The sequence below is a fragment of the Streptomyces sp. CB02400 genome, from assembly GCF_001905725.1.
Taxonomy (GTDB): Bacteria; Actinomycetota; Actinomycetes; order Streptomycetales; family Streptomycetaceae; genus Streptomyces; species Streptomyces atrovirens.
On the sequence record NZ_LIWB01000001.1, the window covers coordinates 1,167,992 to 1,188,023 of the forward strand.

Below are 20,032 nucleotides of genomic sequence, written 5' to 3' on the forward strand. Positions count from 1 at the left end.
CCGGTCGGTGAGCGGACTGCTCCGCTCGCGCGGGTCGCCGGTCGTCATCGGTCCCTCCCTTGAACCAGCGCACGGTCGTCACCCGGTGACGTCGTCCACCGGCACGAGCCCCGACGGACCCGTGGTGACGAGCCCGCTGGTGATCAGCTCCTCGATGTCCTGGTCGAACGCGGCCCGGATGTCCGTCCCCAAGCGCAGCCACCCGAAGAACCGGGCCGTCTCCCTGGCCAGTTCCTCGCGGCGCATGCCCGGTGACTCCGACAGGATGCCGAGCAGGGCGACCTGACGCTCCGCGGGAGGAACCTGGGAGACCTTCTTGCGGTCGAAGTCCGGGCTCGGAGTCCGGGCCATCGTCACGGCCCGTCCGGGTACGTCCCAGACGGTCCCGGACTGGACCGCTTTCTTCTTCCGGCGCAGTCGTGCCAGCGCGTCGCGGACGCTGCCCTGCACGATCTGACCCGAGCGGTCGAGCAGCCACGCACTGCGGACCCGGCCGATCAACACGTCCTCCTCGATGGGACCTTCCATGGTGAGGATGTGGAGGGCCACTTCAGCAACCACCTTCTGGGCGGCGGGGTCGCGGAGGTCGATGCCCGGGAGCCGGGCGGCCGCGGACAAGGCGTCCTTCAGGTCGTACAGCTCCTCCCAGCCCAGGGCGCGGTACGGCCGGCTCCACTCGGAGCGGTCGGACTCGGTGACCGGAACGATCGCTATCTCCGCCGGGGCCTTCTCGGGCGCGGGAGCCGGAGCAGGTTCCGACGCGGGCGCGTACGGGTCGGCCGCGCAGGCCGTCTCCACCGCCTCGCGCAACCGTCGCTGCGCGTCCTTGCGGTTGCGGTACCAGTCCGTGCCCCAGATCCGGTGCAGGTTCCACCCCAGGCCGCGCAGGATCTCCTCGCGCAGCCGGTCGCGGTCGCGGGCCGCGCGGGAGGAGTGGTACATCGCGCCGTCGCACTCGATGCCGAGCGCGTAGGAGCCGGGGGCGCCGGGGTGCCGGACCGCCATGTCGATCCGGAAGCCCGCCACGCCCACCTGGGGCTGCACCTCGTAGCCCCACCCGCGCAGGGTGTCGAGCACGTCCTCCTCGAACGGGCTCTCCGGCGCGGCGTCCGCGTCGGGGGCGGCCGTGGCCAGGATCGCGGGGCCCTGTTCCGCGTACTGCAGGTAGCGCTTGAGGTGCTGGACGCTCTTGTTCGCGCTGTCCGGCAGGTCGGCGCCGTGGAAGGACGCCACGACCTCCACCCGGTGCCGCGCCCGGGTCACGGCCACGTTCAGCCGCCGCCAGCCGCCCTCGCGGTTGATCGGGCCGAAGGAGGAACGCAGCTTGCCCTGAGCGTCGGGGCCGTATCCGACCGACAGGACGATCACGTCGCGCTCGTCGCCCTGCACCGTCTCCAGGTTCTTCACGAAGAAGCCGCCCAGACGGTCCTCCGTGAAGTACTTGTCGAGGTCGGGCCGGGACCTGCGGGCCTCGGTGACGGCGTCCTCGACGGCGTCCGCCTGTGCCTTGGAGAGCGTGACGACGCCCAGGGTCAGGTGCGGTCGCGTCGAGAAGTGGTGGACGACCCGCTCGGCCACCAGTTCGGCCTCGCGGACGTTGTCGCGCTTGCCGCTGCGGTCGTACACGCCGTCGGCCTTGTAGAACGCGACGCCCACGTCGTGGCCGTCGGTGACCGCGCCCGGGAACACGACCATGGAGTCGTCGTAGAACTCGTGGTTGCTGAAGGCGATCAGGTTCTCATGGCGGCTGCGGTAGTGCCAGCGCAGCGACAGCTCACGCAGCACCCCGCTGGCCTTGCAGGCGTCCAGAATGGACTCGAAGGAATCGGGCACCTCCTCGTCCCACTCGTCGTCATCGTCGGAGTCGCCGCCGGCGCTGAAGAACGACGTGGGCGGGAGCTGCCGCGGGTCGCCCGCCACGATCAGGGCGTCACCGCGGTAAATGGCGTTCACGGCGTCCTGCGGAAGGACCTGGGACGCCTCGTCGAAGATCACCACGTCGAAGCGGAAGTCCGGCGGCAGGTACTGGCTGACCGTCAGCGGGCTCATCATGAAGCACGGCTTGAGCCGTTGTACGACGTCCCGGGTCTCGTTCAGGAGCCGCCGCACCGGCATGTGCCGCCGCTGCAGCTTCGCCTGACGGCTCAGGATCGCGGCCTGACCCGTCGTCGCCCGGCGCGGACGTCGTGCGTTGCAGGCATCGATCACCGTCGCGTGGGCGGCCTGCACCAGCCCGCGGTCCAGTCGGCGGTAGCGCTCCACCACCTGGTCGCGGTCGGCGGCCCGTACCACCGCGAGACGGCTGTCGGACGCCAACTGGTGCTCCACCCAGGCACGCAGCACGGTGCGCTCCACGGCCACGGGGAACAGCGACGCCGGAACCTCGCGGTCCGCGAGCTGCGTCGGCAGATTCTCCAGCCCGTACCGGCTCAGCACCTCGTGGGCCTCGGCCGAGCGGAGCCAGGCGTCCGGGCCGTAGGGATCGTCGGACATGCGGTCTAGGAGTGTCCGGGCGGACGGGAACCCGGCCTCCAACTCGGTGCGGATCTCCGCTGCCCGGGCCGGTACGAAGTAGTCGACGAGGACCTCCGACCGCTCCAGCCAGTCACGGTTGCGGCGCTCCACCGACGAGTCGGGCGCCGCGTGCAGCAGCAGGCGCGCGGCCTCGGGCTCCAGAGGGGCGGCCGAGCCGGTGACGGAAGCGGTGCGCCGGACACCGAGGGTCCAGTCCAGGGCGCGGTGGACGGCCTCCCGGGAAGTGTGCACTCCCTCGTACAGGTCACCGAGCAGACAGCGGTGGTCAGCCTCAGAGCTCAGGAGATCCTCCTCGGCCGCGCGGGCTGCGACCACGGCCGCCACGGAGGAGCGGGCGCCGCCCAGGGACAACCAGTCGGCGCCCCCGCCCGGGGAGCCCGTGGCACGGGCCACCGAGTGAATCAGGGAAGCGGCCTCGTCGAGGGGATCGAGGTGGGCACGCAGCCAGGCCGCGCCCTCGGGCAGGGAACGGGCCCGCAGACCGGGGGCGGCAGCAGCCAGCGCGGGGGAGTGCGTGAAGGTCTCCCAGTCGGCGCACTCCGCCCGCAGGCGGGCGGCCGTCTCCAGTAGCCCTGGAACGGCGGGCTGGTGAGCGCAGAGGGCGCGGACGGGACCGCTGCGCCGGACCGGGTCCGCCAGGACCGGGCCGGCCAGCCGGTGGGCGTCGGACGCCGCGGCGAGCGCCGCGGCCAGGGCGGCGGTGCGGGGACGGCCGTCCGGCGCGTACTCGCCCAGGAGCTCAGCGGTCCGGACAGGGACAGATCCCGTCTCAGGCCCGTCGCTGGTGAACGACAGCCGCATGGCCTGGCGCAGCAGGTCGCTCTCCACCGTCGTGCCGCCGCCGGTGTCCGGCCGGTCGTCGAGACGGGTGTCCAGGCCCGTGTACCAGGCGCACAGCAGTTCCCGGTCCTGGGCCTCCCGGGCGGCGAACGCCGCGTCCTCCCGCTGCGCCGAGTGCGCCGCGGCGACCGCCGCGCGCGCCGAGGCGAGGGTGTGGCCCGTCGTCCCGGGGAACTCCCGGCGACCGACGGACTGGACCGTGTCGATGAGTCTCACGGCGTCCTCCAACGCCGGCACGTGGGCGCGCAGCCACACGGCGGTCGCCGCCGATCCAAGACGGCCCAGGTCCGTGCCGTGCTCGCGCAGCCGTGACTCCCGCAGTGCCGAGCCCCACGTGCTCAGGTCGTCCTCCAGCCGCTTGACCCACTCGGACAGCGCGGGGTCGGACACGGACCCGTGGGCCAGCTGCACGGCCAGACGGTTGCGACGGACCGGGTCGGCCACCACGTCCGGGGCGAGCCGGTGAGCATCCTCGGCCTGGCGCAGCGCGCCGTCCAGCGCGTTGATGTCGGGCAGGTCGTCACCGGCGTACGCGGCGAGCAGTTCCGCGTGTTCGGTCACCGCGGCACGCACGGCCCGGTGTGCCTGCTGCCAGGCCGCCGCCTTGCCCAGTTCCGCCTGCAGGCCGCTGTTCCAGGATCCGCCGGTGCTGACTCCGCCGACGAGTTTCCGGTCGGCCCGGACCTGGGAGGACAGAGCCGCCGCGAAGCGCCGGCCGTTCTCCGAGAGGCGGCGCACCGCGTCGGTCAGCCCTTCGGTGTAGGGCGTACCGGGACCGAACACGTCCTGCGCTTCCTGACGGGCCCGGTCGAGGACGTCCATGAGGCGGTGCAGTTCGTCAACGGCTCGGCGTACCCGGGGCAGCACGGCCGGATCGAACCAGGAGACCGGAGCGCGGTGGACGGGGCCGGCCAGCGCGGCCAGCCCGGTCACGGACCGCGTCGCGGAGGCGGTGTCCGGCGGTTCGCAGCCCAGCAGTTCCGCCACGTTCACCGCGCACTTGGCGGTGCCCTCCAGCATGTCGGCGAGGGTGCCCCAGCGGGAGGCGAGCGAGTCGGCCTCGTCCCGGCCGAGGACCGTGAGGTTGGCACCGGACGGCTCCATGAATCCGAGCGCGGCCTCCGCTGCCTCCGGCTCTCGGGGCAGGTGGGACGGCAGGTCCGCCCAGCCAGGCCCCGCGTGCTCCCGCGCTGTCGCCCGTGCTGCGGTCGTGCGGTCACGACAGGCCTCGAACTCCCTCACAGAGGTCGCCACGAGACCGAGGGCTGCTCGCTGGGCGGCGGCGAAGTCCTCCGGGGCGAGCCACGCCTCCAGTGGGCGGTGCGGGACGTCGGACAGGTCCGCCAGATCGCACAGGGCCGTCGCCTCAGCCAGCGAATGTGGTTCGTCGACGCCCAGGTCCCGGGCGAGCTCGCGGGCCGAGGAGGTGGCGCTGCCCAGCAGGTCGGCCGCCTTCTCGAAGTCCCTGCTCAGGTTCTCCGCCTGCCGCTCGGTCAGGCCGGTCAGATCCAGACCCCGCGGCTCGAGGGAGACCAGAGCCCGCTCCGCCGCCGGCGGCTCGGGGCGAAGACGCGGGGACACCTCCTGCCAGCGGTCGCCCACCAGGTCCTGCGCGGTCTGCTGGGCACGCCGTACGCGGCGCAGTGCGTCGAGGAAGGACTCGACCGGATCGGTCACGGCGTGAGCCATGTCGGCTTCGGTGAGCCACCACTCGGGCACAGGCAGCCGTTCGTCCAGCAGACGGAGCAGCCGGACGAGACGGTCCACCTGGTCCGACGTCGTGAACTGCGCGCCCTCCGGAGCGAGCGCCCCGTAGCCGTCGAGGGCGGACAGGAGTCCGCTCAGGGCCGTGCGCGCCTCTTCCAGGGCGGGGCCGGGGTGGGGCCGGTCCGTGCGCAGTCCCCGCCACGGAAAGCCCGGGTCGGCCACCGCCTGCCAGGCGTCACCGACAGCGTCGGCGGCCTTGAGCACGTCGGCCAGGTCGGCCGCGGTCAGGGAGGAGGGAGCGAACAGTCGGGACGAACCGTCATCGGAAGCGGAGAGGTAGGCGACCGGGGCGTCGTCGAGACGGCCCACCTGGCCGATGACGTCGTGCAGGGTGCGACCCAGGGGGCGGCGCACCTCGTTCATCGCGGCGGCGTACGCGGACAGTGCCTCGCGGTCGAGGCGCGCCTGGACCCTCTCCTGGTCGGGGAGCCCGGTTGCCTGGGGCTGCTCGGAGAGCGCACGGCCGAGTTCCTGCGCCACGGCCTTACGACTGGTGTTGCGGCTGTGCAGGGCGAAGGAGTAGGAGTCCAGACCCACTGACCTCAGCCGCTGCAGCACGACGTCCAGCGCCGCCGCCTTCTCACTGACGAACAGCACGCTGCGGCCAGCGTGCATCAGTCCGGCGATGATGTTGGTGATGGTCTGGCTCTTGCCCGTCCCCGGAGGACCATCGAGCACGAAGGACCGGCCCGCAACGGCTGCCGCGACTGCCTGCCGCTGCGAAGTGTCCGCGTCCAGAACCAGCGGAGCGTCCTCCGGAGGGGCCAGCTCGTCGACCCGTTCCGCCGGCACCTCCTCGAAGTCGAAACGGTCGGAGGCGAGAGCGTCGCCGGGTCCCACCGCCACCGCGCGCACCAGGTCGCTCGCGAGGAGCCGGTGTTCGTTCTCCAGCAGGTCCCGATACATCGACTCCTTGTGGGAGGCGAAGAGTGCCATGACGACCCGCTCCTCCACCTCCCACTGGGACTTGCCGGCCACCGCCCCGCGCACGGCCTCGACCACCGCGTCCACGTCACGGCAGTCGGTCTCCGCGACGGGCGCCCAGTCGATGCCGAACTGTTCCAGCTTGATGGGCAGTGCGGGATTGAGCTGTGGGTCCTCGTCCTCGTTCGCCTGGAGGAGTACCTGTCCGGTGGGCGTCCGCACGATTTCCACCGGGAAGAGGATCAGTGGCGCCTGATTGCTGGTGGTGGCCCCGTCCTCACGCCAGTGCAGCATGCCGACGCCCAGGTGGAGGGTCCACAGACCGTAGTCGTTGAACACCTGAGTCGCCTTGGAGCGCAGGGAGCGCAGCGCCCTCTGCAGCGCGGGGGCCGTGGTTTTCTGCGTGACGATGTCGTCCTCACCGGGAGGAGGGCACTCCTGCTCCTCATCCTCCGCGGGCACCTCGTCCGGGAGCGGCGCGAAGCGCAGCGCGTGGTTCTCCAGCAGCCTCACCAGCTCCGACGGCAAGGGGGCCGACAGTTCCAGTGTCGAGGTGCGGGTGTGTCGGAAGTTCAACAGCCGGTTGCGTCCGCTGAGGTCCACGAGCGACGTGCGCCAGTTCGCCAGGACTGCCTTGAGGCGTTCCAGATCGCTGCCGCCCCCGAATGCACCCGGAATGGTCGTCACGGTTGTCCCTGCTCTCGCGTCGCGCTGCTCATACCGGAGAGGGAAAGCACGGACTTCATGTCAGGGACATGGAAACGCGGGCGGGCCCGGCGTTGTCCATCTGATCCCCCCTGTGTGACATGTTCGTCTTGTCGCACTCGCCCCCCCACGGACGGACGGATTCTATGGTGACGGTGTGGAAATCAGAAGTGGACCTTGTGGTCACGGTTCTCTAGGTGCTCCATCACCACCTGGTGCGCCCGCCACCCGTCCGGGAACTTCGGCGGCACGTCCAGATACACCGGGCTGCTGCGCGGATGCCGGTCCAGCAGGTCGGTGATTCCCGCGCGGGCCACCACCACGCAGGCGAAGCGGTGCCGGGAGAGCAGGACGCACAGACGGCCGGTCTCCAGGTGGAAGGCGGAGGCGTCCTGGCGGCCGGAGAGCGGGTGCCAGACCAGGGTGACGTCGAACTCGCGGCCTTGCAGCCGGTTGGCGGTGTCCACCGTGACGGCCGTCAGACCGCGCGCCGCCAGCCGGGACCGTACCGCCTCCACCTGGACGGTCCGTGCCGCGCCGATCGCGATGCGCGACGCGGTGAGCGGCTCACCATTGACCAGGGCGCCCCGCTCCAGGAAGCGGGCCGCCGTCGCGGCGAGCGCCTCGGCGACCTCCGGGTCGTCGTCCAGGGTGTGCCGGGCGGGCAGCTCCAGCAGACCCCATCCCGACTCCGCCGCGCGGGACAGGACCGCGTCCTGCGGGGTGGGACGGTGTGCCTCGCTGCTGTAGCCGAGGACGCGGTCGGCGGCCGTCGTACCCGAGGTGAAGGGGTAGAAGGGGTAGAACGCCTTCTGCACCAGCGATGCCGCCATCTCCGGCAGGCGCCAGGACACCGGCAGCTGATGGCGTTCCAGGTCCGCGTTGTGGGCCAGGGTGACGTCGACCGCGTTGCGCAGCGGATCCCAGGTCAGGCCGTGCCAGCGGTCGGTGTCCACGGTGGCGAACGGGTCCAGCTGACCGGGGTCGCCCACGAAAAGCACTTGTGAGTCCTCCGGGCCGAAGAGCGGTGCCGTGGCGAGCAGGGCGTCCGACCGCATCTGGTAGGCCTCGTCGACGATCGCCCAGCGCCACGGGTCGCACTTGTCGGGCTTCACGTACGACCACTTCTTCGCCGTGGAGACGACGACCGGCAGGTCGCGCAGATCGGATATGTCCTTGCTGCCCGTCACATTGGCGTGCCGCCGCACCCGTTCCGGGAGTGAGAAGGCGCTCGCGTGAAGGCGGCCGAGCGCGAGGTCCGGGTACTCGCGGGCGATGTTGTCCACCAGGTCGTCGACCTGTTCGTTGGTCTGCGCGACGATCATCAGCTGGTGGCCGGCCGCCGTGAGGTGGCCGGTGGCGCGTTTGACCAGCGTGGACTTGCCCGCGCCGGGTGGGGAGTCGACCACCACGCCCCGGCCGGTGGTCGTGTCCAGCGCCGTGAGGATGCCCGCCACCGCCCGGTCCGCGAGGACGCCGGGAGTGGCTGGGCCGGTCTCCGGAGCGGCGGTCATTCCCAGATCTCCTCTGCGTCCTCATCGGTCGGTTCGTAGGGTTCGGGCGGCCCTCCGTGGGTCCACGGGGTGTCCTCCTCGGCGGGCAGGACGGACGGCATGGACTTGGGGTCGACGGAGGTGTAGGTGACCGTCTCGTCCACTTCGGCCAGGGTGCCCGGCGGAGCCGGAGGCTTGCGCTTGTTGTTGAAGCCGCCGTTCAACTGGATCAGTACGGTGTGGCCGTTGCCGTCCGGGGACACCTCGACGATCTCCGCCTTCTGGCCCGGACGCGCAGGGCACTTGATCTCCGTGCCCGCGCGGAGGCGTACGGGCAGTTCGCTGCGCACGGTGATCGTCGGGCGCCACTTCGGACTTCTCGCCCCTGGCAGGAAGCGGTCCTCGTCGCAGGCCACGACCACCCCCGTGAACGCCTCACCCGTCAGCTCGTACTCCGCCATCACCAGTGGATCGTCGAACGCCCGCTCCGCGTCGTACCGCGCCATCGCCTCCTCCATGCGCGCCAGGCGGCGGGCCGCGCCGACGGCGTGGTCGCGGCGGGCCTGCGGGCGGCCGTCCTCGTCCAGGTAGACCGCGTACTCGGCGAACAGCCGGCGGTCGTACGCCCACCGCTCGGACACGTGTCCGCCCTCCGGCAGCTCGCGCAACAGCTCCACTCCGCGCCACATCAGCTCCCAGGTGGGCAGCATCTGGCCGCGCAGCTCGCGGTCGATCTGACGCCCGACGGCCTCCCGGCCGCGGTCGTCACCGGCCTCGTCGTAGCGGGACATCAGCTCGTCCAGCGTACGGTCGAAGACGACGTCCGTCGCCGGTCCCGCGGGCGGGTACAACAACGGGTCCTCCGCTTCCCGGGCGGCCTCCGCGCCGGTGTGCCCTCCTGGCGGGTCGATCCAGGCGAGCAGCGAGGCGAGGTGGGAGTCCTCCGCGGCGCTCTGCCCCGTGGCCCAGTGGGCGGCCAGCAGCCGGGTCATGGCCTGCAGCAGGCCGGAGCCCGGGAACTCGGCCCGGTCGGCGAACCAGGTCAGCCACTTGCCGAGGACGGGCACGGCCGGGTCCACGGCGTACGGGCCCTCGACGGCACGCAGCCGGGTCAGTCGGCCGAGCAGCCGGACGTACGCGATGCCGTCCCCGTTGGGTACGAGGAGTTGTGGCGCGCGCAGAGGGCGCCGGCGCTCCTCCTTGTCCGGGCCGCGGCCCATGGTGTACGTCTCCGTTTCCGCCGTACGGCACTCCTCGATGTACGGCAGCAGCAGCGCGGCGAGGCGCTCCACGAAGAGGAACCGTTCGCCGCGGTCGCGCGGTTGCCGGACCGTCAGCAGGACGGGGTCGGCGGGATCGGTGCCGGCGAGGGCGGCCAGCGGCGCGCAGGCCTCGCCGGCGAGCCTCAGCGGTACCAGTACGAAGGGGCGGTCGTCCAGATGGTCGTGTCGTACCGTCGTCAGCCGCTCGGCGTGGCCGGTCTCGGTGGCCCGCAGGGTGGCCACGGCGGTGAGCGCACTCATGCGGCACCACCCCGGCGCAGTCGCCGCAGCCGTTCCGCGGCGCGCAAATGGTCGATGGCGGCGGCCTCGGCGGGCCCCGGGGCATGCACACCCTCCAGGTGGGCGAGGGCGGTGCGGGTGGAGTCGATGCCGGGGAGGGTGTTGCGGACCGTGCCCCCGAGGCGGGTCGGGGAGGCACAGGCGGTGGCCTCGTCCCGGCAGTAACGAGCCATCTCGCAGAAGGACAGACAGTCGGGGGTGTAGGCGGCGTCCAGCGCACCGACCGACGCGTCCAGTTCGGCCTCGTCGCGGTCGGTGTCGAGGGTCGCCGACGGCGGCAGGCCGAGCGCAAGGTCGTCGGCGCGGCGCAACCGGGTCAACTGGAAGAGCAGCGCGTCGAGTTCTTGACGGAGGTCCACCATGCGGCCGTAGGGACGGTTGGAGAAGTCCTTGGGGCAGATCAGCAGGAACTCGTGAGCGATCTGCTCCGGGTTGAGGTCCATATCCGCGAAGGCGCGGCGCAGGGCGAGGACGGACACGGCGGCCTGCTTCGCGGTCTGCGCGACGGCAGTCGGATTGGCCTGTCCGTCGATGGCGGGGAAGGAGCGGATCTCGGCCAGATAGAACAGGCCGCCGACGCGGTGGGTCAGGGCCTGGGGTTCCAGGTAGGCCGTCTGCCCGGCGACCTCCAGGGTCAGCAGCGGCCGGTCGAGGATCAGGCGCTCGTCGCTGCCGGAGGCCAGGCGCTTCAGCAAGTGCCGGGTCTCGGTCGCCCGCCGGTTCAGAGAGGTGTCGCCGCCCACCTCGCTCAGGTCGGTGACAGCGGCCTCTTCCACGGGGATGCCGAGCTGTTCACGGAGCAGCCGGATCAGCTCCGCGTAACCGCCCCACTTCACCAGTGCCTCGAACGCCTGCTCGCGCGCTATGGCGAAGGGTGACTGGCCGAAACGCGGTTCGTACCCCATGCGCTGGGCGAGTACGGCCTTGTCGACCCCGGCGGCGTCCAGCACGGCGCGGCGGGAACAGGCTGGGTTGGCGGTGAGGGCGGTTATCTTGCGCGCGGTGTACGGCTGAGGGGAACGTGGTCCGCGCAGGGTGGCGAGCCGGCTGTCGGAGGGCTCAAAGGGGTGCTGCGGAGGCATCTTCTCTTCTTACCGGGTGTTGTGGCACGGCATGGTGCGGTGGCGGGACGCGGCGGCCCCGGTCGCGTGTCAGTTGCTCGCGCCGCCCGCGTCACGCAGTGCGTTGTGCAGCGGTGCGGCACCGAAAAGCTGCTGTACGTCGGTGAGCCGGGCCCGCGCGCGGTCTGCGGCGGCACGCCGTTCGGCGGTGTCGGACTCCTGGTGGACCGCCGCCTCGGTGCGGGCGGCGGAGATCACCCGGGCGGGATCGATGTCGTCACTCTCGTACGCGCCGGGGATGTTGAGCGCGAAACGGCGCAGCAGCTGCCAGGCGGTGTCCGACGGGGGGTGGCCGGCCGTGGTGAGCCGCTGGATCTGCTCGGCGGTGCCGACGGCATGCGTGAGGAAGTCGGCGCGTGGGCTGAGCGGGGCGATGACGCGCCGCTCCAGCGGCCACACCGATACGGCCAGCAGACCGCGCGCGGGTGTGAGCCGGTCGTGGGTGAGGGCCGCGCAGATGTAGTACGGGCGGGCGTACCCCTGCGCGCTGAACGAGCGTTCCTCGTCGCGGCGGAGCGAGGCCAGCTTGGTGGCGACGAGCGGTTCGGTGAAGAAGGCCTCGTACACGGAGGAGATGAGCTTGGGAGCTGCCGGGGCGCCGAGCAGTGTGAGTGACTGATGGACCTGTTCCCGGATGGGGACGGCGCCTTGAGTGGAACGTTTCTCTCGTGGAGCCGGCCGAGGGGCGGCCGCGCGGATCGGGGACCGCTGTTCGCCGGGCTCGGGCGCGGCTGCCTCCTCCGCGTCCAGTGCCCGTTCCCAAGCCTCCTCCACCACTCGCAGCTCACGTCGGATGCCGGAAGCGGCCGAGGTGTCACGAGCACGGCGTGCCTCACGCAGCCTGGCGCGCAACTCCGCCAGACGCTCCTCCAGTTCCTCCAGCGATGCGGTCATGCGGGCAGCGTATCGTCTCGGCCATTGAATTCCAAGATGCTCCAAACATTTCCAAGTTTCTGCGCTATGCTCGGTCCTGCCTCACTGCCGAGGCGTCGGCCGAGCGGATGGAGGCCGCTGTCGTACCGGTCCTGGGGCGGCTGATCGCCCTCCATGCCCGTCATTTCACCGCACGGGGTGCCATCACCGCACCCGCGGTGCTCGTCGGGACCGGCATCGCCGCCTGCCACACCATGCCGTGGACCGACACATCGTCCGCCTTCCGCACGGACGAGTTCGGCTACTGCTGGGAACGGGCCAAGGGCGTCGGCGGCGAGTACTTCAGGACCAACCGGTGCCAGGAGTGGAAGAGGGACGGCTGAGGCAGGGTGCGACATGTTTCCGTCCGGCACCGCACTCCGGGACTCGGCGGGGATGCTACCTGCGGATTCGCTGTTCAGGGGAGGGGTGGGTGAAGTTTTCGTGCACGGTTACAGTGTCGGCGTGTACGACATGACCGACCCGGTTGCCGCCCGCCGCGCGGCGATAGCCGCCGAGAAGGAGCGCCTGGCCAGAGCGCGCGAGCGCCGGTCGAGCCAGGGCCAGGCCGGCGCGACCGGCTTCGCCCAGCGGAAGTGGCGCTGGCTCGGCGTCAACGGCGGCGAGGCCGTCGACGCGGTACTGGCGGTACTGCGGGACATCGTGGAGGCGTCCACGCTGACGGACGACCAGCGAGAGACGCTGGACCGGGCCGTCACCGGGACACCTGACCGCGAGACCCTGCTCCCGGCGGTCCGGGCGGGACTCGCCACTCTGGAGCCGCGCAGCGTCCTCGGACACCTGCGAAGTCTGTGGGCCGCCGAAGTGCGCTGGCTCAACGAGCCGGGAACGGAACGGTGCCGGATCCTGTGCTCGACCGCTCCCGGCCTCGAACTGGTCGGCACGAGGTTCCGCGCGGTCTCGGGCGGGCCCGCCTTCTCTCTGTTCGCCACCGCGGCCACCCGAGGCGCGATCCCTGTGCCGAACGCGGTCCTGGCCCACGTTCTCCCCTGGGCTCCGCTGTCCGTCCTCGACGACCTCGTGGACCACGGGGGTCTGCTGGCCGAGGACGAGCCATGGCAGGCACGCGACGAGGAGGAAGCGCTCTACCTGAGGGCCCGCCTCACCCCGAACTCGGTCGGCCCGCAGGAGGCCGAGCGGCTCGGCTGGCACGGCATGCTGCGCCGCAGGGCGTTCCTGGCCGACGAGACGATCATGAGGCAGGAACCCGAGGACGTCTGGGACCTGTTGTACGACGTGGTCAGGGACGGTCAGCTGTCGTCCCTGGACGCTCTGGACGCGGCACTGCCGCGCGCCCAGCAGATCCAGTTGCGCGACCTCAGGTCCGGGGCACTCGTCGGCCAGTGGGACGGCGACACCGTCCGCGACCGAGGACTGTGGAAGCTGATGGCCGCGCTGTGGCGGCCGACCGCTCCGGTCGATCCCCGACGCAGTGACTTCTACGCCCTGGTCGCGCTCAACCGGGCCTATGACCTGCTGAAGTCCGGCGACCTCGAAGGGGCGGGCCGTCAGGCCGAGTCCTTCGTGCGGGAACGGAAGAAGGAGTCGGCCCTGCCCACCGGCATCATGGACGAGGCGTACACCATCGCCGCGTACACCACCGCCGTCACCTCGCCCGAGGCCGGAAGCGACAGGGCCGCGAGGGAGCAATTGGTGCTGGCGGAGACATACGCGGTGAAGGCGGCGGAGAACGGTGATCCGATCGCCGAGCGCAATCTCAGCCATGTGCGCACCTGGAGGGACACACCGAAGAACAGGCGCGGGCCGATGACCAACCCCTTCCTCGAACTCGGCCTCGACCACGGGGCAGAAGACTGGGAGCGGCACTGCCGCGACCTCTTCCGCCGGTACGAACACGAGAAGGACCAGTCGTCCCAGGCCCGCCTCAACCAGACGGAGGGCCGGATCGACGAGGCGGCGCGGCACGAGTCCGGATACGACGTCTTCTTCCGGGTGCCCCTCGACCGGGCACGGTACGAGCTGCCCGACACGGTCCCCAGGAGACTGGTGCCGCCGTTGGAGCCGATGGCACGCCGGACCGCCCTCACGAGCGGCGCGGACCTCGAGTCCATCCGTGCCCTGGCGGCCGTCGAACTGCTCGACGACTTCCGCAGCACACCACCGCATCTCGACCGGCACGGGTCCACCCGCTGACGGTCCTTCCCGACAGAACGCACGACGGTGAGCGAGGCGCAACCAGTCCATGGCCGCGAAGAAGAAGACCACGGCACGCCCTGGGAAAAAGATCAGAGTCCCCAAGAATGAGCGTCCTCATCGGCCCTGCCCGCACTGCGGTCACATACAGCCGGGCAAGAGCCGCACGGCCGCGCCGCACAAGCCCGGCGGGCTGAAGCGCAGCAAGGGGAAGCAGCAGCAATCGGTCGAGCAGCCCGCCGTCGCGAGGCCGCAGGCCGTCCCCGAGCCGCCGGAGCCCATCGACGCCAAGACGGTCATCCAGGGAGTCGTCGAGCGGGTACCCGCTGCCCTGGCGGACGCGAACGCCGGCGAGGTCCCGCCGTCCACCGCTCTGAACGTGGCGGTGCGCAAGGCGGTCCTCGACGAGTTCCGCACCCGTACCCAGTTCGCGGGACGTCTCGCGGAGATCGACGCCCTCGTATGGGCGCAGGCGGCGCACGGTGGTGAGCTGCTGGGCGGGGCCATGCGGGAACACCTGCGATCACTGCGCATCCTCAGGGTGACCGAGCCGGAGGAGAGTGACCGGTTCGTCGTCACCGAGGGAGAAGGCGAGACGTTCGAGGTGCTGCGCCCGGCATACGTTGACGAAGTGACCGGAAAGGTCATTCTGGCCGGACACCTCCGGCGGGTGCCCGGTCCTGCAGTGGGGGAGGAAGCATGACGACGGGCATCGACTTCGGCACCACCAACTCGGTCGCCGCCCAGTGGAACGGCGAGTACGTCGAGATCCTGGAACTCGGTGGCCAGGGACTCGACGCGGACTGGGAGCGGCCCGGCTTCGAAAAGCTCTACCCCTCGGTCGTGGGCACCAGTTCCCTCCGTACCGGAGCGCTGTTCGGCTGGGAGGCCAAACTACGGTCCGAGCAGGCCGTCGAGGCGTGCAAGCGGCTGCTGCGCGAAGAGCCGCTCGTGACGGTCGGCGGACGGCGGTTCGCCGCCACCACTGCCGCCGCCGGCGTGTTCCGCTCCATGGCCACGGCGGCCGAGGAGGAAGCCGCGACGGAGATCGGCGAGGCGGTGATCACCGTGCCGGCGAACGCCACGGGAGCGGCTCGCTTCCGTACCCGGGAAGCGGCGCGGGCGGCGGGCATCGCCGTCAAGACGCTGCTGAACGAACCCACCGCCGCCGCCATCGCCTACGCGCACACCATGGAGGAGGACGGGGAGTTCCTCGTCTTCGACTGGGGCGGCGGAACCATGGACGCCACCCTGCTGCTGCACGACGACGGGTTCTTCGACGAGAAGGCCAGCCGCGGTGTCAACAAACTGGGCGGTCTGGAGATCGACGCCCGGCTGCGGCGCATGGTGCTCGACCGGGCGCCGGCGCGCAGGAAGTGGTCCGAGTCCGAACAGCGGCAGTTCGCCCTCGACATCGAGCGCAGCAAGATTCTCCTGTCCTCCCAGGAGTTCGTGCGGATCACCACGCCGGACGGCAACGCCGTGGAGGTCGGCCAGGACGAGTTCTCCGCCGCGATCCAAGACCTCATCAGCCGGGCACTCGATCCGGTCGAGGAGTGCCTTGCCCAGGCTCGCATCGATCCGGGCGAGCTCAAGGCCGTACTGATGATCGGCGGCAGCAGCCAGATCCCCGCCGTGCGCGACGCCGTGGCCGAGGCGCTGGACTGCGAACTCGTGAGCGCGGACCTCTGCCAGCCGCTGACCGCGGTCGCCGAGGGCGCCGCGATCTGCGCTGCCGCCATGGACGGAGAACTGAAGAGCATCATCCGCGTCGTCAACACGCACGCACTCGGCACGGTCACCAAGGACCAGTACGGCAAGCGTGAGTTCAGCGCGCTGATCGACCGCAACCAGCGCCTTCCGCAGCAGCGGAAGAAGTCCTACCAGCCGTCCAGGGACGGCGTGTCCAAACTGACCGTCGAGGTGTGGGAAGGCGACCCCGACCGGCCCGTCGACCACCCCGACAACGTCAAGCTCACCGAACTCGTGCTCAAGTACCCGCAGCAGCACTCCCGGGCGGCCGAGGACGGGGCGTTCGACCTGGAGTACACCTACAGCAAGGAAGGTTTGCTGGCGGTCAGGGCCACGTTGCAGAAGACGGGGGAACCCGTCCTCGAAGGCGAGGTCCGGGTCTTCGGCGACAGCACCGTCCCGCCGGAGATCGAGAACGAACTCAACGACCTCTTCTCGTTGCGCACGACCGGCCGCGAGGCACCCCGGCCGACGCATCCCCAGCCCGTGCCGGCGGTATCGGCGCAGGACCGGCCGAACGGCGCGGCAGCGGCGGGGACGGTGGTCCGGCCCACTCCCGCGTCGATGGCCCAGTCGGTCAGGGCCGCCAAGCAGCCTGCGGCGGCCCTGGTGGTGGACGGTTCGAACCTCGCGTGGAACGGCCGTCCACCACGCTCCGCGGGCGGGCGGCCGAGCTTCCAGGCACTGCAGGCCGCGATCAAGTCGCTGCGGTTCAAGAACCCTGACCGGGACATCCACGTCGTCGTCGACGCGACACTGCGGCACGATGTCGCCGCCGACGAGCGTCCGTCGGTGGAGGAGGCGATCGCCGCTGGCACCGTGGTGCAACCGCCGGCGGGCACCGAAGGCCGGGGCGACGCCCTCGTCATCAGCATCGCCGAAGAGGTGGGCGGAGTGATCGTCTCCAACGACAACTTCGCCCCCTTCCAGAAGGCCAATCCCTGGCTCCTGGACAACGGCCGGGTGCTGGGCGCCACCCAGTCCCAGGGTGTCTGGGTCTTCAACCCACGCAGGCCCAATGCCGTCGGCTCCGCGGGGCGCCGCCACTGACGACGCCCTGACCGGGATGACGGCAGGAACGGTGATGCGGGTCGGCGCGCCTCAGTCGGCCCGCACCGCGCTGTAGCGGACCGGCCGGTCCTCCACCTTCACCAGCAGACCCTCGCTCGCGAGATCGCGGAGGATCTGCCGGGTGTGCTTGTCCTGCGGGTCGTGCCCCGCGTCGCGCAATGCGCGCAGGCCGCGTTCGGTGTCCCAGCAGCCGCCGTACGCGCGCACGGCCTTCTCGAGGTCGGCGCGCTGGGTGGAGTCCGGTTCGGTCAACGCTCTGCCCCCTGCGCCTGCTCGCAGACGGCGGCGGTGTGTGCCTTCTTCGTGTGGTTGGCGATGCTCGCCGGCGCACCGACGTAGTCGCAGGCCGGGCACTCCCGCCAGACGCCCTCGGACACCGCACGCGCGCTCACCGAGTGGCCGGGGCCGTACCCGTGTCCGTGCAGCAACTGGACGACGGAGGAGCCGTATTCGACCGCGAGCAGCGCCGCCTCCGCCACCTTGTCGTGGCCCGGGGCGAAGAACGATCCGGCTCCGACCTTCTTGGCGCAGCCGCACCAGCAGGTGCCGGTCGGGGTGAGGCTGGGAAGGGACTTCGTCGTCATGCGGTCACAGTAGATCAACGGACGTGACGGTTCAGGACCTTTGCCGCTTTCGGCGCCCTGCCCGGACCGCCGTGGAGGACACGGCACGGGGACTCGTAGCCTTCTGATCATGGCCGACATCTACGAACTCCAGCTCACGCTCGACCTGCCGGGCTCGCTCCCGCCGCAGGACCTCGCCCTGCTCCGCTGGCATCTGGGAGAGGAAGGCGGCCGGCAGGACGACGGGTACGAGTACCCCCTCTGGGGAGACCGGGGGCCGGCGCTGCGGATCGGGGGCGCGCTGGTCGGGGAGCTGTGCTCCGACGGGCCGCAGTGGGCGCTGACCGTGCGGCAGGAGGCGCATCCCGACGAGTTCGACGATCTGCGCAGGATGGTGCTGTGGCTCGGCGCGCGTACGACGACCGTGGGCACCGTGGGGTACCTCCGTTTCTACGAGTCCCATGTTCCCGACGTGCTGGTCGCGGAGGCGGGAGCCGTCCGCAGCGCGGTCCTGCGGGTGGAGAAGGTCCTCGAGTCGGCGACCGAGGTGATCCCCGACCCCTACGCGTGAACCGGGGCCGATCGAGGACCATCCCGTCCGCGCCGGCCTACTCCGGGGGCGTGGGGGTCTCGGGGGTGCGGTACATCGCCTGGACGTCCAGCTCCAGTTGCACGGTCGGGCCGACGACCGCGATGCCGCGGGCCAGCATCGAGCGCCAGTTGAGGGTGAAGTCCTCGCGGTGCAGCTCCGCCTTCGCCAGGGCCGCACAGCGCAGCTCCTGTTCGTAACCGCCGTTCACCGTGCCGAGGTACGTCGTGTCCAGTCCCACGGAGCGGCTGGTGCCGTGCATGGTGAGCGTGCCGTTCAGCGTCCACCTGGAGCCGCCCCGGTAGACGAACCGGGTGCTGGTGAAGTCGATGTACGGGTAGTGCTCGACGTCGAGGAAGTCGGCGGAGCGCAGGTGGTTGTCGCGGGTCCTGTTGCCCGTGGTGATGCTGGCGGCGTCGATGCGCACCGAGACCCGGGAGTCGTCCATGTCCGGCGTGATGTGGATGCCGCCGGTGAAGCGGGTGAAGCGTCCGTGGACGTGGGCCATGCCCACGTGCTTGGCGATGAAGCGGATCGCGGTGTGCGGCGGGTCGAACAGCCAGGTGCCGGGCGGCGGCAGTTCCAGTTGGCGAGCGGGCAGCAGCGCGACGCGCGCCGGGGGGAGGGCGGTGCCGGCGGCTATGTCGACGTTGCTGCGGGCCGGGGTGAGGCCCTCCGCCGCGACCATCACGCTGTAGGAGCCGGGCGGGAGCGCCGCCACGAACAGACCGTACGGATCGGTGGTGCCGTGGGCGGCGACCCGGTGGCTGTCCAGGGCGGTCACCGTGACCTCGGCACCGCCCAAGGGCTGTCCCAGGGGATCGACGACCTCGCAACCGTACGCGCCGGCGCCGGCCGGCAGAGGCAGCGAGAGGTCCGGTGCGGCGCCGGGGCCGCCGCGGGAACGCCGACGCCGGAGCAGTCCGAGGGCCATGCGGTTCACCTTTCTTCCTGCGTGTCACCACCGCGTGACCCGCACCGAAAGACGTGTTCGCGGTCGTCGAGAGCCGCCGGTGAGGGATTGCAGACGCGATGAAGTCAAGTATTAAACGATCATAGGGCAGGTGGAGCGGAGTGGTTCGTCGCCGGGGTCGGCGTGCGGCACGGCTTGTCCGTGTGCCGGATCGGTGTGAACCGCCGTCATCCCGGCCATTCGAGGGGGCGTATCGCGCCCGCCGATGGTGATTCTTTGCTCCGGTGCTGTGGCGAACGTCATCTGAAACAGCGGAAGATTCACACGCGGCTCGCGGTCCCGTCACGCGGTCCACACATCACGCGGTCCACACATAGCGCGGGCCGCGCCGCCGCGTCGGTCGGCTTCGTCCGTCCGCGCAGAAGGAGAAAGCCCGTACGTTGCGTGAGCGTACGGGCGAGGGTGAGGGCGACAGCGACGCCGGTGTGGTCGGCGCCCGGCAGCGCTCACGGGCGGGCGGGCGCATCCCCGTACGGCACCGGCCGGTCGAGGTCCGGGTCGCCGAACTCCGTGCGCAGGGCCTCGAACGCGGTCACCTTGTCCTCGCCGAAGCGGCGGACGTGGGCGGCGTACTCGTCCGGGGTGAGGAACACCGAGGGCCTGGACTTGGTGTGGAACTTGTCCGCGTACATCACCAGCCGCTCCTCCGCCGTCACCGCGAGGTAGTCGGCGGGAGGCAGCGGGAGGCGCTGGGTCGCGATGTCGTGGCGGGTGAGTCCTACGCCGGTGTGGTGGGAGCAGAACCGGCACAGGGGCTCGGGGAAGCCCTCCCCGGCGAGGAGTTCGTGGCCGAGCAGGCCGTGGCGGACGTAGTTCCCGTGGTCCAGCCTGCCGTCGTCGCCGTAGAGGCGGTAGACGCCGATGTCGTGGAGGAGGCAGCCGGCACGGACCAGTTCGGCGTCGACGTCGAGGCGTGAGACCGATATGAGCCGCTCGGCGACGCTCCAGACGATCTCGCAGTGCGTGTGGACGAGCGCGAACGCCTCGGCGGTGGGCGCGTGCTTCTGGTGCAGCGCGCGGATCTCTTCGGGTCCCGGAATCCTCACGCGG

General features: G+C 71.1%; 14 protein-coding genes. 5 read left to right on the plus strand and 9 right to left on the minus strand.

What is annotated here, in order from left to right; genetic code table 11:
• Positions 1 to 78: 78 nt before the first annotated feature.
• From AMK33_RS04905 to AMK33_RS04925, 5 genes are all read right to left on the minus strand, one after another.
• Positions 79 to 6,753 (minus strand): DUF3320 domain-containing protein, encoded by a 6,675-nt coding sequence (locus tag AMK33_RS04905; RefSeq protein WP_073931407.1) that lies wholly within the window; start codon positions 6,751 to 6,753, stop codon positions 79 to 81.
• A 182-nt stretch (positions 6,754 to 6,935) separates the two neighbouring features.
• A complete protein-coding gene (locus tag AMK33_RS04910; protein ID WP_073931408.1) occupies positions 6,936 to 8,285 on the minus strand; it encodes an AAA family ATPase in 1,350 nt (449 codons plus the stop codon).
• Positions 8,282 to 9,787, minus strand: coding sequence for a hypothetical protein (locus tag AMK33_RS04915; protein WP_073931409.1), 1,506 nt, complete (start codon positions 9,785 to 9,787; stop codon positions 8,282 to 8,284). Before AMK33_RS04915 ends, AMK33_RS04910 begins: the two co-directional genes overlap by 4 nt.
• Complete coding sequence (locus tag AMK33_RS04920) at positions 9,784 to 10,908, minus strand: hypothetical protein (RefSeq protein ID WP_073931410.1); 1,125 nt, start codon at positions 10,906 to 10,908, stop codon at positions 9,784 to 9,786. Before AMK33_RS04920 ends, AMK33_RS04915 begins: the two co-directional genes overlap by 4 nt.
• Positions 10,909 to 10,977: 69 nt before the next feature.
• Complete coding sequence (locus AMK33_RS04925; RefSeq protein ID WP_073931411.1) at positions 10,978 to 11,841, minus strand: hypothetical protein; 864 nt, start codon at positions 11,839 to 11,841, stop codon at positions 10,978 to 10,980.
• Positions 11,842 to 11,948: 107 nt separating this feature from the next.
• Between AMK33_RS04925 and AMK33_RS04930 the strand changes: the two genes are divergently transcribed.
• From AMK33_RS04930 to AMK33_RS04945, 4 genes are all read left to right on the plus strand, one after another.
• Positions 11,949 to 12,203 carry a hypothetical protein gene (locus AMK33_RS04930; protein WP_073931412.1) on the plus strand — a complete coding sequence of 85 codons (255 nt, stop codon included), beginning with the start codon at positions 11,949 to 11,951 and terminating at the stop codon, positions 12,201 to 12,203.
• A 130-nt stretch (positions 12,204 to 12,333) separates the two neighbouring features.
• Complete coding sequence (locus AMK33_RS04935; protein ID WP_073931537.1) at positions 12,334 to 14,034, plus strand: hypothetical protein; 1,701 nt, start codon at positions 12,334 to 12,336, stop codon at positions 14,032 to 14,034.
• A gap of 49 nt (positions 14,035 to 14,083) precedes the next feature.
• Entirely contained in the window at positions 14,084 to 14,737 is a 654-nt protein-coding gene (locus tag AMK33_RS43655; RefSeq protein WP_235617964.1) for a hypothetical protein, read from the plus strand.
• A complete protein-coding gene (locus AMK33_RS04945; protein ID WP_073931413.1) occupies positions 14,734 to 16,836 on the plus strand; it encodes an Hsp70 family protein in 2,103 nt (700 codons plus the stop codon). Before AMK33_RS43655 ends, AMK33_RS04945 begins: the two co-directional genes overlap by 4 nt.
• Positions 16,837 to 16,887: 51 nt before the next feature.
• Here the strand turns inward: AMK33_RS04945 and AMK33_RS04950 are convergent, their stop codons facing one another.
• Entirely contained in the window at positions 16,888 to 17,109 is a 222-nt protein-coding gene (locus tag AMK33_RS04950) for a hypothetical protein (protein ID WP_073931414.1), read from the minus strand.
• Positions 17,106 to 17,441, minus strand: a complete 336-nt coding sequence (locus AMK33_RS04955; RefSeq protein WP_235617965.1) for a hypothetical protein — start codon at positions 17,439 to 17,441, stop codon at positions 17,106 to 17,108. The genes AMK33_RS04950 and AMK33_RS04955 overlap by 4 nt, the downstream gene beginning before the upstream one ends.
• A 109-nt stretch (positions 17,442 to 17,550) precedes the next feature.
• On the opposite strand from AMK33_RS04955, the gene AMK33_RS04960 reads away from it, so the two are divergent.
• Positions 17,551 to 17,991: a hypothetical protein gene (locus tag AMK33_RS04960; protein ID WP_073931415.1), complete on the plus strand. Its 441-nt coding sequence runs from the start codon at positions 17,551 to 17,553 to the stop codon at positions 17,989 to 17,991.
• 37 nt (positions 17,992 to 18,028) lie between these two features.
• On the opposite strand, the gene AMK33_RS04965 is transcribed toward AMK33_RS04960, so the two are convergent.
• Together AMK33_RS04965 and AMK33_RS04970 are read right to left on the minus strand one after the other, a co-directional pair.
• Complete coding sequence (locus AMK33_RS04965) at positions 18,029 to 18,943, minus strand: YceI family protein (protein ID WP_073931540.1); 915 nt, start codon at positions 18,941 to 18,943, stop codon at positions 18,029 to 18,031.
• 485 nt (positions 18,944 to 19,428) lie between these two features.
• Positions 19,429 to 20,028, minus strand: a complete 600-nt coding sequence (locus AMK33_RS04970) for an HD domain-containing protein (RefSeq protein WP_073931416.1) — start codon at positions 20,026 to 20,028, stop codon at positions 19,429 to 19,431.
• Positions 20,029 to 20,032 lie beyond the last annotated feature (4 nt).